General features: G+C 38.7%; 17 protein-coding genes. 5 read left to right on the forward strand and 12 right to left on the reverse strand.

Going from position 1 to position 15859, the window contains the following annotated elements:
- Positions 1–54 precede the first annotated feature (54 nt).
- The gene (locus tag EZJ28_RS08095) at positions 55–1389 is read left to right on the forward strand and encodes a sulfatase (protein WP_131396665.1); all 1335 of its coding nucleotides are present in this window, start codon (positions 55–57) and stop codon (positions 1387–1389) included.
- A 232-nt stretch (positions 1390–1621) separates the two neighbouring features.
- Here the strand turns inward: EZJ28_RS08095 and EZJ28_RS08100 are convergent, their stop codons facing one another.
- Positions 1622–2761, reverse strand: a complete 1140-nt coding sequence (locus EZJ28_RS08100; protein WP_131396667.1) for a formylglycine-generating enzyme family protein — start codon at positions 2759–2761, stop codon at positions 1622–1624.
- Between the two features lie 194 nt (positions 2762–2955).
- Positions 2956–3399 (reverse strand): Hsp20/alpha crystallin family protein, encoded by a 444-nt coding sequence (locus tag EZJ28_RS08105; protein ID WP_131396669.1) that lies wholly within the window; start codon positions 3397–3399, stop codon positions 2956–2958.
- Positions 3400–3572: 173 nt separating this feature from the next.
- On the opposite strand from EZJ28_RS08105, the gene EZJ28_RS08110 reads away from it, so the two are divergent.
- The gene (locus tag EZJ28_RS08110) at positions 3573–3959 is read left to right on the forward strand and encodes a DUF302 domain-containing protein (protein ID WP_131396671.1); all 387 of its coding nucleotides are present in this window, start codon (positions 3573–3575) and stop codon (positions 3957–3959) included.
- A 48-nt stretch (positions 3960–4007) separates the two neighbouring features.
- Here the strand turns inward: EZJ28_RS08110 and EZJ28_RS08115 are convergent, their stop codons facing one another.
- From EZJ28_RS08115 to EZJ28_RS08135, 5 genes are all read right to left on the reverse strand, one after another.
- Positions 4008–4595, reverse strand: a complete 588-nt coding sequence (locus EZJ28_RS08115; RefSeq protein WP_131396672.1) for a hypothetical protein — start codon at positions 4593–4595, stop codon at positions 4008–4010.
- A 162-nt stretch (positions 4596–4757) separates the two neighbouring features.
- Positions 4758–6125 carry an MBL fold metallo-hydrolase RNA specificity domain-containing protein gene (locus tag EZJ28_RS08120; RefSeq protein ID WP_131396674.1) on the reverse strand — a complete coding sequence of 456 codons (1368 nt, stop codon included), beginning with the start codon at positions 6123–6125 and terminating at the stop codon, positions 4758–4760.
- Positions 6115–6960: a restriction endonuclease gene (locus EZJ28_RS08125; protein ID WP_131396675.1), complete on the reverse strand. Its 846-nt coding sequence runs from the start codon at positions 6958–6960 to the stop codon at positions 6115–6117. Before EZJ28_RS08125 ends, EZJ28_RS08120 begins: the two co-directional genes overlap by 11 nt.
- A gap of 166 nt (positions 6961–7126) precedes the next feature.
- A complete protein-coding gene (locus tag EZJ28_RS08130) occupies positions 7127–7567 on the reverse strand; it encodes a hypothetical protein (protein ID WP_131396677.1) in 441 nt (146 codons plus the stop codon).
- A gap of 244 nt (positions 7568–7811) precedes the next feature.
- The gene (locus tag EZJ28_RS08135) at positions 7812–9449 is read right to left on the reverse strand and encodes a type IV pilus biogenesis/stability protein PilW (RefSeq protein ID WP_131396679.1); all 1638 of its coding nucleotides are present in this window, start codon (positions 9447–9449) and stop codon (positions 7812–7814) included.
- A gap of 213 nt (positions 9450–9662) precedes the next feature.
- Here EZJ28_RS08135 and EZJ28_RS08140 point away from each other — a divergent pair, with 213 nt between their 5' ends.
- Positions 9663–10502, forward strand: coding sequence for a PAS domain-containing protein (locus tag EZJ28_RS08140; RefSeq protein WP_131396681.1), 840 nt, complete (start codon positions 9663–9665; stop codon positions 10500–10502).
- Here the strand turns inward: EZJ28_RS08140 and EZJ28_RS08145 are convergent.
- The 3 genes from EZJ28_RS08145 to EZJ28_RS08155 form a co-directional block, all read right to left on the reverse strand.
- Positions 10499–10786 (reverse strand): hypothetical protein, encoded by a 288-nt coding sequence (locus tag EZJ28_RS08145; RefSeq protein WP_242670090.1) that lies wholly within the window; start codon positions 10784–10786, stop codon positions 10499–10501. The two genes, EZJ28_RS08140 and EZJ28_RS08145, sit on opposite strands and share 4 nt — an antisense overlap.
- A 171-nt stretch (positions 10787–10957) precedes the next feature.
- Positions 10958–11536 carry a PepSY domain-containing protein gene (locus tag EZJ28_RS08150; protein ID WP_131396684.1) on the reverse strand — a complete coding sequence of 193 codons (579 nt, stop codon included), beginning with the start codon at positions 11534–11536 and terminating at the stop codon, positions 10958–10960.
- Positions 11537–11625: 89 nt separating this feature from the next.
- Complete coding sequence (locus EZJ28_RS08155) at positions 11626–12165, reverse strand: DUF1697 domain-containing protein (RefSeq protein ID WP_131396685.1); 540 nt, start codon at positions 12163–12165, stop codon at positions 11626–11628.
- Between the two features lie 209 nt (positions 12166–12374).
- On the opposite strand from EZJ28_RS08155, the gene EZJ28_RS08160 reads away from it, so the two are divergent.
- Both EZJ28_RS08160 and EZJ28_RS08165 read left to right on the forward strand, forming a co-directional pair.
- Positions 12375–12923: an OsmC family protein gene (locus EZJ28_RS08160; RefSeq protein ID WP_242670091.1), complete on the forward strand. Its 549-nt coding sequence runs from the start codon at positions 12375–12377 to the stop codon at positions 12921–12923.
- A 144-nt stretch (positions 12924–13067) separates the two neighbouring features.
- The gene (locus tag EZJ28_RS08165; protein WP_131396689.1) at positions 13068–14396 is read left to right on the forward strand and encodes an adenylate/guanylate cyclase domain-containing protein; all 1329 of its coding nucleotides are present in this window, start codon (positions 13068–13070) and stop codon (positions 14394–14396) included.
- Positions 14397–14432: 36 nt separating this feature from the next.
- Here the strand turns inward: EZJ28_RS08165 and EZJ28_RS08170 are convergent, their stop codons facing one another.
- Both EZJ28_RS08170 and EZJ28_RS08175 read right to left on the reverse strand, forming a co-directional pair.
- Positions 14433–14783 (reverse strand): DUF2200 domain-containing protein, encoded by a 351-nt coding sequence (locus EZJ28_RS08170; RefSeq protein WP_131396744.1) that lies wholly within the window; start codon positions 14781–14783, stop codon positions 14433–14435.
- 261 nt (positions 14784–15044) lie between these two features.
- Positions 15045–15839, reverse strand: a complete 795-nt coding sequence (locus EZJ28_RS08175; RefSeq protein ID WP_131396691.1) for a cation transporter — start codon at positions 15837–15839, stop codon at positions 15045–15047.
- Positions 15840–15859 lie beyond the last annotated feature (20 nt).

The raw sequence follows: 15859 nt of genomic DNA on the forward strand, positions 1-15859 counted from the left end.
CAATTTTTTTGTAATTTTAAATGTAAATATTACGTTTAAAATTAAACTTTAAAAATGAAAGATATAAGGTCGTTTTCTTTTTTAATTCTCTTGCTAATACTGTTTACGCCTGTGATCGGACAAAATGATTCCAATGTCGATCTACCCAATATTATCTTTATAATGGCCGATGACCTAGGATGGGGAGAATTGAATAGCTACGGAAATAATTTTAATGAAACCCCTAATCTTAATAAACTAGCTTCCCAGGGAATGAGATTTACTCATGCTTATGCGGCTGCACCGGTATGTTCTCCAACAAGGGCCAGCATCGTTACCGGTCAGTATCCTGCAAGAGTCGGAATAACCGACTTTCTGGCTCCAAGATCTGAAGTATATCTGAAACCTGAAGAGCATGTAACAATCAATGAAGCGCTTTCCCAGGCAGGTTATCATACCGGAATTATCGGGAAATGGCATCTTGATACTCATTTCGGGAATATTCAGGGAGGTCCTCGAGATCATCATTTTGATGAAGTAATAGGAAGTGAGACCAAATATATTGCAGGCGGGGATTATTTCTTTCCTTACGATAAAGCAGCTACTCTAAATGAGAAGGGGGAAGAAGGAGAATTTCTTACAGATAGGCTGGTGGATGAGGCAATAGATTTTATTGAAAGGAATAAGGAGCAGCCCTTCTTTTTATATCTTTCTCATTATAGTGTTCATACTATTCTGGATGCACCTGAAAATCTGGTTATTAAATACAAGAAAAAATTTAATGATAAGTACGGAGACGGAATGGCTGAAAAGCTATATGATGGGCAGAAACGAGGGAGACACCTGGCGAATCATATAGATAATCCATATTTAGCTGCAATGCTAGAAAGAATAGACGCTGGTGTAGGTGAGATTATGGAAAAACTTGAAAGTACTGGATTGACCGAAAATACTGTTTTGATTTTTTTCTCTGATAACGGTGGTGCTCCCAACTCTGGAAATAACTCTTATTTACGAGGTTTCAAAACCTTGCTATATGAAGGAGGTATCAGGGAACCTTTGATAATTAGGTGGCCAGGTAAGGTTAAACCTGGTTTGGTCACTCATGAGCCTGTTTCCAGTATTGATTTCTATCCTACATTTTTACAGTTAGCGCAGGTGAGCCATGGGGAACAGAAACTGGATGGTATAAGTCTTCTCCCATTGTTAACAGAGCAAAAGTCCCCGGAAACGAGACCTCTATACTGGCATTACCCTTCTGAGACTGCAAATGCTAAAAATAAAATGAGCAGTGCTATCAAGGAAGGCAGTTATAAGCTTATTGAGTTCTATATAGATGGCCGGAAAGAACTTTACAACCTTGAAGCCGATCCTGGTGAAACCAATAATTTAATTGAGCAAATGCCTTAGAAAACAGACTATTTGTACCAAAAACTACTTGATTGGAAAAAAGATGTAAATGCTCAATCTCCTAATCTTGATTGAAATGTCTGGAATGAATTTAAGTTTCTCCTTTTGATAAGGAAAGAAAATTCTTCAAAGCTCCTCATGAATGGAACATTGAAGAATACTTTTTTCGTAAGAACTACCCCCTAATGTTATATAAAAAAACCGGGAGTATTTCTCCCGGTTTTTAATTCGATTATTTTTTCATTTGCTGCTCTTTTAGCATTTCTTCAGTTACCACCGTTCTAAAACCCAGATGTTCCTGAGACGAGTCCATGGCGTTTGCCATTCTCGCAGAAGGCCTGTAACTCGCACAATAGGAGGCTGCACATAAAAAAGAGCCCCCTTTAATTACCTTCTCTGGGATTTGAGGATTATTAGGATTATATGGTTTGTCAGGACCCTGGGGGTTAATGGCAAGTCCTTCATCCTTTAATTTACTGTAATATCCGGTATTATACCAGTCCTGGGTATATTCCCAAACATTTCCTGTGGTGTCATACAACCCAAATTCATTAGGTGGATATGATTTTACTGGAGCCTTATTTTCATAGCCATCAGTTTTGGTATTTTCGGTAGGAAATTCACCTTCCCAGGTATTTGCATGTTCCGAAAGTTTTGAAGCATCATCACCCCATGCGAATTTCGTGTCCATTCCGCCTCTTGCGGCATATTCCCATTCAGCTTCTGTAGGGAGTCTTCTTCCTGCCCATTCGCAGTAAGCTACAGCATCTTCATACGCAATATGAACAACAGGGTAATCTTCTTTTCCTTCAATACTGCTATCGGGTCCCTGAGGATGTTTCCAGTTGGCACCGACTTTCCATTCCCACCATTGGGTATAGTCATATAAATTAGGAACACTGTTTTTGGTCTTTTTAAAAATCAGTGAACCAGGTTGAAGTACAGAATCGGCCGGTTTTGGTGTTCCCGGTGGAAGCTGTTTCTTTATATCTTCCCAGATGATATCTCTTTCTGCCACTGTTTTATAACCTGTAGCCTCCACAAATTCTTTAAATTCGGCATTTGTAACTTCAGTTTCATCCATAAAGAAGCCATCAACAGCTACCTTATGGGCAGGCTTTTCATGACTTACAGCCATCTCATCTCCTTCCACAGCTCCCTGAATAAATTTACCTCCAGGAATCCATACCATACCCTCGGGTACATTTATATTGTCGGAGTATGTAGTCTTAAGTTCCAGATTTTCACTTACATTTTCTTTTTTCGTTTCTTCTGCATTCTTCTCATTCTCTTTACATTGGATAAATATGAAGCTTAGAGCGAATACTAGGAGTTTAAATGTTTGAAAATTGTCCTTTTGAGAAAAAATCATATTGCTTTCTTAATTTAATCCTGGTTATTCTAACAGGTGCTTGCAAATATAACAGGCTACTTATTAACTTGAATTACTTTTGATATACTTTTCATTTTTTAAAAAAGGGATGCATTTGCATCCCTTTTTTATTCCGGTCCTGTTCTTTAAGTTTTATGGTATCTCCGGAACTTCCACCATCTCAAATTAAGTCGTTAAGAAATGTCTATACGCTTACGTGTTGTTTTGGCTGCTTCCTTGCTTTTTAATAACTGAAGTTTTAAAATGCCGTCTTTGTAGCCGGCCTTTACATCTTTAGAAACGTCAACACTTTGTGGTAATTGAAGTGTTCTGTAAAAACTGGAATAACTAAACTCCTTACGAGTGTAATCGTCATCATCTTCTATATCTTCCTTGCTTTTTTCGGCAGAAACGAAGAGAAGATCGTTCTCCATGCTTACTTCAAAATCTTCTTTTGAAAATCCGGGAACGGCAAATTCAATTTCGAAGTCATCTTCATGTTCCTTTACATTCATGGCAGGAAGTCTCCTTTCTGCGGTAAAGAAATCATCATCAAAAAGATCATCCAATCCGAATGATTTGGCTATGCTTCCATTCATCCAGGGAAATCTTTGTTTTTTGGACTTAACTAAGGACATGACAAGATTATTTAAATTAATAAATCGTTTAACCTCTTAATTTAGTTTAAGTTACTGACAAACAATATGATATATATCATTTTTTTCAATATTTACGGAGCTTTTCAGTAACTCTTGTTACCGCATTTTTTAACTTAATGACTTAAATTTAAGTTTAATAAAAACAACACATTATGAACTATTATTTCCATAAAACCGTAGAGGGTGATTTTGATACTATCATGGACAAAGTTACCGCCGAACTGCAAACCGAAGGTTTTGGCGTCTTAACTCAGATAAACGTGAACGAAACTTTTAAAAAGAAACTGGATGTGGATTTTAGAAGATATCAAATCCTGGGTGCCTGTAATCCCAATTATGCCCACAAGGCCCTTGAAGCAGAAGATAAGATAGGGACCATGCTCCCCTGTAATGTGATTCTCCAGCAACTTGATAACGGTATTGTTGAAATCGCTGCAGTGAATCCCGTAGCTTCCATGCAGGCGGTGGAAAATCCTGAGCTTGTAGGGATCGCCAAAGAAATAGCCAAAAGACTATTGAGGGTAATAGAAAATGTATAATGAGTTTGGAAATCACCAAACTCATTATACAAAATCCTGAACTTAAAATTAGTGGGTTGGAGTGCTTATCATAATATGGGCCCTGTGTGTACCTGGATCCATTAACCAGGGCATTCCGGGAGCTTCGGGTTTTGTAGGCAGACCGGTGGATTCGGGAGTGGCGTATGGGATATAGATCACATACCTGAATTTCCCATCCTTAAGCTCTCCGGTCTCTTTATCGTAGTGCTCTTCAGATCCTGAAAATACATACAAGGTACTTGGAGAATCGGGCATTTTCAGTTTACCACTTTCCACTTCTTCTTTACGGATCTTTCTTTTTTCAATTTCAGATTTGCCTTCAGCGGAAAGTTCTCTACCTCTGGCCATGAAAGGCTCGAGCTTCCTTGAATAACAGGCTACCTGTATGCCATCAAAATCAGGATTATCTGCAATACATATCATATTGTTGCTACCTTCTCTAAGAACCATCATTTTTCCGTTTTCATCATATCCGTACACAGTGGCGTCACTTCGACTTTCCTCAGGTGCAGCGAGCACTGCCGTTTTTATCTGAATTTCCGGAGGAAGGATATCAGACTGTGAAAAGGCTGTGATGCTCAAGAAAAGAAAACCTGCAAGAATTATTTGTTTCATATGTTACTTATTTGAATTATTGCGCTTTTATTTAATTTTAACCGAAGCCAGCTCAAAAAAACTAAGACCGCAGTTTATACCGAATTTATCGTTGAACGATTAGATTTGACTTTTAAAGATAGTAATTACCTGGGGAATTCGATTTTAAAGATTGTCAAATCCTCAGAGTTCAAAAGAATCATTTAATGAGGGCACCTTAATATTCCAGGTAAACTCAGATTCAAGTTTCACCCTAAAGGCATCTGCCACCTGTCTTTCACCGTGTATGAGAAAAACCTGTTCCGGAACATTTTTGATATTGTGGCACCAGTCTATAAGTTCGGCCTGGTCAGCATGAGCCGAAAGACTTTCAATTTTTTCAATATGGGCATTTACAGGATAATATTTACCCCGGATCCTGATTTCATGTACACCTTCTTCCAGTTGCCTTCCCCGGGTCCCTTCTGCCTGGTAGCCCGATAAGACAAGTCGGGTTGTAGGAATATCTATAAATTGTTTCAAATAGGTAAGTATCCTGCCCCCGGTAAGCATTCCGCTTCCGGCGATCACTATTCTCGGTCTTTGTTCATCAATGATCTCCCAGGTTCTTTTATACGAGGAGACCAGCTCAAAATGTGTTTTCATGGCCTTAAATTCCTCCGGAGCCACAGCATGTGATTTTGGATATCTGCCAAAAAGTTCTGTTACATCTATGCCCATTGGGCTGTCAATATAGACAGGCACATGGGGTATCTTATTCTTTTTGAATAATTTCCACAGGATATAACTAAGCAACTGCAGTCTTTCCACCGCGAAAGAAGCGATGAGCAATATGCTGTTGTCATCTATGATTGCCCTGATATTACGCACCAGTATTTCTTCCACATCTTCTGCTGGATGGAGCTTGTTTCCATAGGTGCTCTCTAGGAACAGGTAATCGGCCCACTGGGGCTTTTGGGGTGGCGGTAGCAGAAGGTCGTCATTCCTTCCCAGATCTCCTGAAAACAAAAGGATCTTGTCATCGACATCCAGTTCCAGGAAACATGCTCCCAGGATATGACCGGCCGGTCTTAACCTGAATTTTACTTTTTCGGATATTTCGATCCATTCCTCGATATTTACACTTTTGAATAGTTCAATAGCCTTTTCCGCATCCATTTCGGTATAGAGAGGGAGGGCAGGATCGTGTTTCGAGTAATGCTCCCGGTTTGCTTCCTCTGCTTCCTCTTCCTGTATCTTGGCAGTGTCCATGAGAATGATCTTTGCAATGGACAGAGTTGGGGCAGTACCCAGGATACCACCTTTAAATCCCTGCTGGATAAGTCTTGGAAGATAACCTGTATGGTCAAGATGACCGTGAGTGAGCAAAACGTAATCCAGCTGGTTAACAGGGATCGGGAGATCTTCCCAGTTGGTTTGTCTAAGTTCTTTAAGTCCCTGGAAAAGTCCACAATCTACTAAAAGTCTCATATCGTGAGCCTCTATATAGAATTTAGAGCCGGTCACCGTGCCCGCTGCTCCCAGGAACTGAACCTTTATTTTAGCTGCCATCCGGATCGTTTTTTGTGCATAATATTTTGAATTCAGACAGTATCCTGGATTTTCTGGATTTTGATATTCCCAGGTGATCCAGAAGAAATTTATTTCGGATTAATTCGCTGCCCAGGACAATTTCTCTTTTCAGGAGAAATGCCTTTTCTTCTTCAGATAAAAGGGTGGAAACGGTTACAGGATATAGTCCGGAGCGGTCAATTAGGTGCTTGAGGCTTTCTTTTTCGGGATAATCCCAGCTAAGGAGTTTTATACCCACACAGCTCCCGTAATCAACGGCATCCTTACTAAAGCGGGTATTGGTGACCACCCAGCCCTTACTGGATTCAGGTGTATTGTCCTTATTCCTAATATCTTTGAACCTGGCATGGATATATAATGGCACCTTTACATCGCAATTGCGACCTTCTTCACTGTGAAACTTACATTCTATCAGATTAATGACCGAATCTTTTACAGCGACAACATCAATCTCATGTTTTACACATTTTCCTTTAAGGGTTTGGTTTATTGATACCTGATATCCCTCTCCGGCCAGGATCTTGCCAATAAATTTTTCAAAGGGAAAACCAGTTGGTCCCAGCTCGTAAATAGCATTCTTTAATTTATATTTTGAAGCATATACAGATTTGATCTCCTTAAGGAGCGCAAATGCCCGGTTATAGATCTCCCGGGTAGAAATTCCCTGATATAGCTCATCTCTGATTTCATTCAGCACATATTTTACAGTTTCTTTATCGGCACCACTTTTTAAAAGAGACTTCCTGAGTTTTGTAAGGGAAAACTTAACCTTTTCTCCCGAAGATTTAATGATATCCAGATCTGAGCTCTGCATGAATGAAAAATAAGTCTGATTGAGTTACAAAAGAGAGTTGATATAGGATATGATAAGGATCAGATTAATTTACACATTTTCTTTTTGAGAATTAGGCAAATAGACAGGATAAATTCGGGGGGAGCCAGTAGCGGAAGGGCTTTAATATATCCTGCTTTATAAGGCATTATTCTGAAGAAATTCGCTTTTGCTTTTTATGCCTTATGGCCTGGGTGATCGTTCTGAAAATCTGTTTTTTCATATTCTGATATTTACTATCAAATTCATGCACTTTAATCATGATCTTCCTGTGCTGATGTTTATAGTCCCATTCCTTTTCATTTTTGTTTGGTTTGTCAAAAAGGATCTTTACTCCATTCTTGTGTATCCTTACCTTATTTAACAGATCGGAAACCTCAATTTTAAGGTCCACTATTTTTTCCTTTAAGCTTTCAGCTTCTGGCACCATATGGGATTCTACTATAGGAAATACATTTTCATTCAGCAGACTATTGAGAAAGTCAAGCTCTTTTAAGATAAAGTTCAATCTGGAATACCACATTACAGAGTTCTTATGGATAAGATCAGGCCTTTCCCATCCATAATTATTGGAAATTTTAGTTTTCACGGCACATGATTTATTGTATTGAAAAATAACTACAGCGGAAATGCCCGGAAGGCGGCATATTTTGTAATCCGGTAACAGAAAAATCTAAAAATTCTGAACCAGCAGGGTCTTATTTAACCAGTGTCAAGCGTCTGGATTAGAGCTTTTTAATTTAAGGAATTAGCGTGAGAAAATGAATGATTTTACTCAAATAAAATTGAGAATTTAACGGGTTTGGTTTTTATAATACCGGATGTAGATTTTTCTATTTTGAAGTGGTTTTGTTTTGCTCTACATAGTTTTTAGCTTCTTTATATATCGGAATGCCCTCGTCTGCAGTATTCCATATTTCTAAAAAATCCTGATAATATCTTACAGCTTCATCTTTTCTTCCTAAGGCATCAGAGCTTCGTGCGAGGCCTATAAGAAAATTCACTCGTTTCGGAAAAAAATCGTTTAGCTCAGCATAGATATCATAAGCCTCTTTTATTTTACCCCCTTCATAAAGAAACCTCGCATACTCCGTAAACTTGGAGTTTTTTTGAGGATCAGATTTATCTTTTTCATCCGCATATTCCATTGCTTTTTCTGCCATTTCCAAAGCTTTCTCACTTTCTCCTATTGTAAGGTAATATTCCGCTTTTATATTACTAAGTGCATTATCGAAAGAAGCCCGGTATTGCTGCATATTTGGTGGCAACTCAAACTTATTCAATCTAGCAATAATAGTATCCATAATTTCCTTCTGGCCATGTCTTGCGGCTCTATATGCCGGATTAAAAAGTTCTGGAGAAGTAGGCATTTCATCGATCTCTTTCATGGTTACAGGCTCTGTTTTTACTTCCATACCGGCCCATTCCATTGCACCTAATTCGGCATTCTCATAACTTTTAAGCATCATTGGTAACATTCCCAGATTCAGGTTTTCCTGCTTGGCTTCAGCGATAACATTTTTTAAACTATCCTTATATTTTGCGGCGTGTTTAAAATGTCCAATCTCAAGTTCCGTTTCATGAAGCCAGTCAAGAGCATGGAAATCCCTTGAGGTAACAGGCCTCTTCGTCCGTTTTTGCCATTTTACCGACGCATTATAGGAATCGATATTGGAGGCTATTACTTTATCCCATTGCCCCATATGCTTGAATATATGGCTCGGCATATGCAGGGCATGTGATGCTGAAGGAGCTAGGTCGGCATAGATCCTGGCCTGGCGTAAACCCATTTCACCAAACATGGGAGTATCATATACATGGATCAGATAATGCAAAACGCCGGGGTGATCCTTTTTTCGTTCATAGATATTTTCAAGAGGAGCTGCAATCTCGACTACATGGAAGGGGTTTTGATCGTCAAAATCCGGTAAACACATTCTGGCCAGAGCTGTAAATATAACAGCTTCGTCATCTTCCGGATATTTCTCAACCAGTAGATTCATGGCTTCGAGGTAAGGCTCCCGATGAGCTTCTAAATTATCGCCGCCTCTAAAAAGTAACCTAACAGCATCTACGTACATTTTTTCCCGGTCTGTCCATTTTAATCCCGTATTAGACCTGATACTATCCACTTTTTTCAGAACCTTTTTTCCTGCCAGGGAATCAATGGTTTCCCCGGGCCCCCAGAAGGGGCCTGCGTATGTCATCGCCTCACCCCAATAGGCCATCGCAAACTGGGGATCAATTCTTTGAGCCTTATTAAAATGATCCCTTGCTTCTTCATACCAGAAACTATGAAGTGCGAGGACTCCTGTTTCAAATGATTTTTGAGCTTCCCCGTTTCCTGAAGTAGGGAAATCAATTTTACCTAAAATCGTATTAGTGCTTTGAGCACTAAGCTGAAATGAGGAAATAGAAATTAAAAAGAGAATGGAATAGAGTAGAGCGTTAATGGAATAATAAGTTTTCATAATTCAGTTTTTAGATATATGGCATAGAAAAAACACTTGTAAGTCATAAAAACCTGTAGTACAGGTATTTAAATATAGTAATATAAAGGCTTTATTAATTGTTCAAATCTTAAAAAGGGGAAAAATCCCTTATTACCCGGGTTTCCATGGCATCAGGGTTTTTTCGTATTTTTATTCAAATACCCTGGACATCCTACTCTAAAATTTAAGCTCATGATAGATTCTCCATGGTTAGTAAATATCCTGTCCGGATTGATAGTTTCAGTAATTCTGTTTGCATTTGGTTTCTTACTTGGAAAGAAAAGGGAAAAAGACAGGTTGAAAGGGAGGAACATTGAGGAGTATGATTTTTATCCCTTTGAACTGGATGAAGAGAAAAGACTGTATTTTGATTTAAAGGATTTCAGGCTTGGGATCTATTACTTTCTTAAGAACAGGGATTATATTGCAGCCAGGCAGCTCATCCTTCTGGGAGAACAGAATGAAGCAAGACATAAGCTAGAACATGATGATCTCAGGCAATACTTAAAACTATACAAAAAGTATGACGGTGATTCCATCTTTAATAACAACATGGAGTTCCTTGAAAATTATAAAAGGATCGTTCGGTTAATTGGGGACTCTTTTCCCGATATTGGAATCGAGATCCTGTTGCATGACCTTTCCAATCCTGCTAAATCCCTTTGTATTATTGAGAATAATATTACAGGAAGAAGATTAGAATCGGGAGCTACCAATCTTGTAATTGATCTAAAGACCAGAAAACTGCAGGATACCGATAAGCTTAATTATGAACTTAATATAGGAGCCAGAAAATTTAAGTGTACTACTATTCCTATTTTCAGAAAGGAATATGGTCTGGTTGGAGCTATCTGTATTAATATAGATGTTAATTATTTGAAAGAAAAAGTGCTTTCAGATATTAAGTATGTTGAGGAATTCTTTAATTCCTTCTGTAAAACAGATATGGTTTTAAATGAGAATATCCTTAGCCGGGAGGAATATAAACTAGCTTTGAATGGCAAGAGACACTGGCAGGATAGAAACTATTAGGCAGGTTTTCCAAACAGTCGCTTAACATTAGGTTTATTTAGTTCTATAATAGTGAAAATACCCAGTAAAATCCCCAGGATTCCGGTAAGGCAATTAAGAATGGCAATTACAAAGATAAAATCGTACTTACGCCTTTCACCCAGATATTTCCCGGCCAGGATGGTAAGTATACCCAGGCCTATAAGAAACAGAAAGATCACACTTCCTATTGTGACAAATATAAGTCCGGTTAAACCAAAATTATCGAAATCTTCAAATTCATTATTAAAGATGAATAATCCCATGAAGACATAGAGCAGAGGAAATAAAGAAATGAGTAGAGTAAAAATTCCTTTTATAAGAAATAAAACCCGAAAAACGTTTAGGTTGTGATTCTCGCCAGTCATCCTGTATGATTATAATATGTTAGTGAACAATGATCTTAGGATTACTGAAGATAGTTAATTTTACCCAATCTATATAGACTGGTTCTGTTTAGCCTTTCGCATTCGTTTTGGACCATACCACAGCCAGAAGCCGGTTGTTGTAAATATTAGCAGTGCAATTCCCATGATACTGGTGTATACAAGCTTTAGAATACCAGAGGTGCCCAGATAGGTGTCCAGTATTGAGCCATCGTGAATGTTCTCAATTAGATCTGAATGTCTTTTTCCAATGTTAAGAACTTCACCAGTAGCACCATCTAATTGAATCCCGTAATAATGATCTTCAAAAATAAACTTCACCATGCCTTTCTCTTTTCGCACATCTATCCGGTCAATTTTTGTTGAAAGGGCAGGAGAAATAGAATCATGCAGAATAAAAACAGCCTTACGATGAAGACTATCAAGAGGCAGCCATTCTCTCAATTGGGTTGAGGTGCCTTCATAGGAGGGTGGCAGGATCACACCTTTGCTATCTTTCTTCCAGCCTAAAAGAAGCCCGGAAACAGATATGAAAAAGAAAAAAATAAAGAGTAGGGCACCTGTATACCGGTGCACTTTTCTAAAGATTCGCAGGATCCTGGCCTGCTGTTTACGTTTCTTATGATCCATTTAGATGTAAACCTGATTTTGGCGCGGCAAAATACTAAATTTCCATCAGGCTTTTGCTGACTTTGGTAGTGAAATTCTGGAAAAGCATACTATTTCGAGTTTGATATTTCAAGAAGTTTGTGGAGGGTTTTCCAGTTACGGGTAGAAGCTGGAACCTTTAGTTTATTTTCAAAAAAATTATTGGATAACTTCGAATCGCTGTAACGTGAAGCATATCTTACATAAATATGATCGTCCACTATCCTGAAGCTATCATCCGAATCTGTTTTTTCAATTAAAGAAACATGCTCAGCTGCCGGCTTATCTTTTAGAAATACAAGATAATGTTTCTTAATATTCTCAATTGGCTGAAATGGATTTTCTGTGATGATCTTCTTTAATTGATCTGATGTTCTTACTATCACACTTACCTGGAAGTCATATTTGGATGCCATAGCATCTTCAATCTGCCTCTCAATGCTGGAATTAGACAGTTTCTTTTCCGCATCAAATATGATATTTCCGCTTTGAATATATGTCTGTACATTCTTAAACTCCAGTTTTTCAAAAACTTCTTTTAGATCCTTCATAAGGACCTTTCTTTTCCCGCCAACATTTATTCCTCTAAGGATGGCTATATGGGTTCGCATGCTTCTTTTATTTATAATTAACTTATGGCTGGAGAGCCACAATTAGATGTTGATACATGGAATAAAAGTAAGTAAATATCCTTGAAAGTACTTCTGGTTTATAAAAATATAGTTTAAATTAGAATACTGGTTATCAATGTGTTAAACCGGGATGTAAGGATGTTGATCATCAGCTAACTATAATATAACTTTTAGGGATGCAAAATGTAATGAATGAAAGAAACGGCATTAATGTGGAACAGTTGATGGGAACGATTGATGCGGTTAAAAAGGAACCTGAAATTGCCAATTTTGAGTTTAGAGCAACAACCGACTGGTTAGGAGGGGGACATGTGCGTACCAGTATTCAGAACTTTTATGGTGCGAAACAGGAAGATACTTCAAGAGCTACTCCAATTATAATGGAGGGAGACGAGCCCCCGGTATTGCTTGGTGAAAACCACGGGGCCAATGCGGTGGAAGCAATTCTGCATGCCCTGGCGTCCTGTCTTACGGTCGGTTTTATATATAATGCCGCCGCCAGAGAGATCAATGTGGAATCTCTTTCATTTGATATGAAGGGGAATATTGATCTGCATGCTTTCCTGGGTCTATCAGATAAAAAAAGGCCAGGCTATGAAAATATCAATGTGAAATATAAAGTTAAGGCTGATGCCCCACGCGAAAAACTTGTTGAACTCTGTGATTATGTGCAGAAGACTTCGCCAGTACTGGATATGTTAAGAAATCCGGTGAAAGTGAATATCCAAATGGCATAATTACAACACATCCCGGTAATTTAAGAATCCCGCGGTTTTAAACTAACAGGAATTCCTCCCCATCATCTTTCAAACCTTCCTGGCACAGGCTATGTCAGTGAGTCGCAAGGCTCATAACTGTAGACTTTTTTAAAAGAAAATGATATGGCAGAAGAAAATTACCCTGTAATACATTATATGGGGATCAATCAAAAGATAACTTATGATGATCCCGATTCAACAATTCTTGAATGTTCCATAAGTCATCAAATCCCTCATTTGCATGAATGTGGTGGAAATGGCCGTTGTTCTACCTGTAGGATCAGGGTTTTGGAAGGCAGTAAGAATATTTCACCTCCTACCATGAGGGAAAGGGAACTGGCACAGGTGAGAAGATGGGATCCTTCTGTTAGACTGGCGTGCCAGTGTTACGTAAAAGGGGATATTGCCATTCAACGACTGGTGTGGACCAGTGCAGAGATCAATAAGCTACAGCTCGAGACGGTTCCCGAAGGTGTGGCTGAAGAACGAGCCATAGCGATACTTTTCTGTGATATCCGCAATTTTACCAAAATGGCCTTTGAGAATACCACCTTTGATATGGCTCATATTCTCAATAGGTTTTATACCACCATTGGAGATCCTATCCTTTTCAACAATGGGGTCATATATCAGTATATAGGTGATGAGATTATTGGGTTATTTGGCGTCGCCGGAGGTACACGTGAGAAGAATTGCAGGGATGCGGCCCGAGCTGCCCTGGGTATGAATTACGCTATTGAGCACCTGAACCAGATGGAGCTGGTGGATTTTGATCTGAATATAAGAACAGGGATAGGGATCAATTTCGGAAAAGCTTTTATCGGTCATTTGGGCCATCCCAAGCATAAACAGTTAGCAGTGGTGGGAGATCCTATTAATACGGCAAGTCGTATACAATCCTTTAACAAAGATGTAAACACTAGGATACTGATCTCACAATCGGTTTTAAAAAGTGTTCCCGAAGGTACTTTTGAACTGGGGAAAGAGTTCAGTACCAAATTCGCCGGGCATGAACATGACAGTATGTTATATGAGCTGAAAGGTTTTAAAGAACTTGACATCCAGTTAGAGTTGCAGAGTTCTATGGATTTTCTTTTCACCAATAAGGATGAATTTGCCAGGAGGTTCTATGAGCGGGTTTTTGAAAAGGCTCCCCAGACAAGAGAACTGTTCAAAAAGAATATGAGAGAGCAGGGACGGTTGCTTACCCATATGTTGGGCAGTATTGTGTATTCTTTAAGCAGACCGGAAAATCTAAAGACCGGCCTCCAGTTTCTTGGACGCAGCCATTACAGATATGGAGTAAAAAAAGAACATTATCCTGTGGTCCTAAGTTCTATGATGGAAACCATTGAAGAGCAGCTGGGCGAACATTCTACTCCCAAGCTTCTAATGGCCTGGGAACAGGCATTAAATTATGTGACAGGAGAAATGATGAAGTTTGCGGAATGACTCCTGGTAATTTACCTGGTAAAAGCAGTGAGATGCTTATTTCCTTAAGATAGACTCCATTTTCTTACCTCTTGCCAGTTCATCGATAAGTTTATCTAAATAGCGAATTTTCTGCATGAGCTCATCTTCGATATCCTCTACCCGGTAGCCACATATTACTCCTGTTATTTTGGAAACATTTGGATTGAGTTGCGGGGCCTGGTCAAAAAAGGTCTCAAAATCGCTTCTTTTATTGAGGTGTTCTTCCAGAGAATTTTGTGAATAGCCTGTTAGCCATCTAATTATCAGATCCACTTCTTCTTTGGTCTTACCTTTCTTTTCCGCTTTATTGATATAGTGAGGATAGACACTTGCAAATGAAGTAGTAAAAATCCTATGCTTTGTCATCATGCTGAAATTTGAGGATTACAATTTAGCTATTTTTTCAGAAATGATACTGAAATGCAGGAAGAGAGAAATTATCCACATAAAACTATTCTATTCGAGTAAAATATACAGCATTTCCCGGATCGATTTTTTAGATTGTACTACATTTTCACATACAGGAACTGATTGTGTTGGTGATTTTTTCTGCCCGAATAAAATATTATTTAGATCTTTTAAGGGATTTCCTGTGTTATATTATATACCATAATTTGGTCGGCGTGGCTATTTTCCTAATTTTAATATTCTAACTGCTCCCTGGACCACGAGAATAAAGACTATCGTCCCGATAATTAGATCCGGTTTGCCAGAGTTTAACCAGTTCACAAGCAGTCCTGCAATTATTACCCCCAGATTTATAATAACGTCATTAGAAGTGAAGATCATACTCGCCTTCATATGAGCTTCCTTTTTACTTTTGGATTTCTGAAGCAGGTATAAGCAAATCCCATTGGCTATCAAAGCCAGTATGGAAACAATGATCATTGTAGAAAAATCGGGAAGCTTCTCATTGCCAAAGAACCTTCTCAACACTTCAGTAAATCCTATAACGGCAAGTAGTATTTGAAAATATCCGGCTAACCTTGCGATCTTCTTTTTCCTAACGATAGATCCTCCTACGGCAAAAAGGCTAATTCCATACACAAACGAGTCGGCCAGCATATCCAAACTATCAGCCACCAACCCCATGGATCGCGAGATTATTCCTGTTGTCATTTCAATTATGAAAAATGCAAAATTTATGGCTAATACCGACCATAGGATCTTTTTCTGACTGTTGTATTCTTCAAACTCCGTTTGGCTGGTTTGCTTGGTGCCTATTTTTCTGGTTCCCAGATTCAGTGCGACCAGGGACTCTTCTATTTTATCGATTTCTCCGGTATGAAATATGGTAAGTTTCCTGTTAGGGATATCAAAATCAAGATTTTTTATAGCGGAGATCCCATCTAATTTCATCCTGATGAGATTTTCTTCGGAAGGGCAATCCATCTTCGAAATTTCAAATACCGACTTTTCCATTCATCAATTTTTTAAGCATG

It is taken from the genome of Gramella sp. KN1008, from assembly GCF_004332155.1.
Taxonomy (GTDB): Bacteria; Bacteroidota; Bacteroidia; order Flavobacteriales; family Flavobacteriaceae; genus Christiangramia.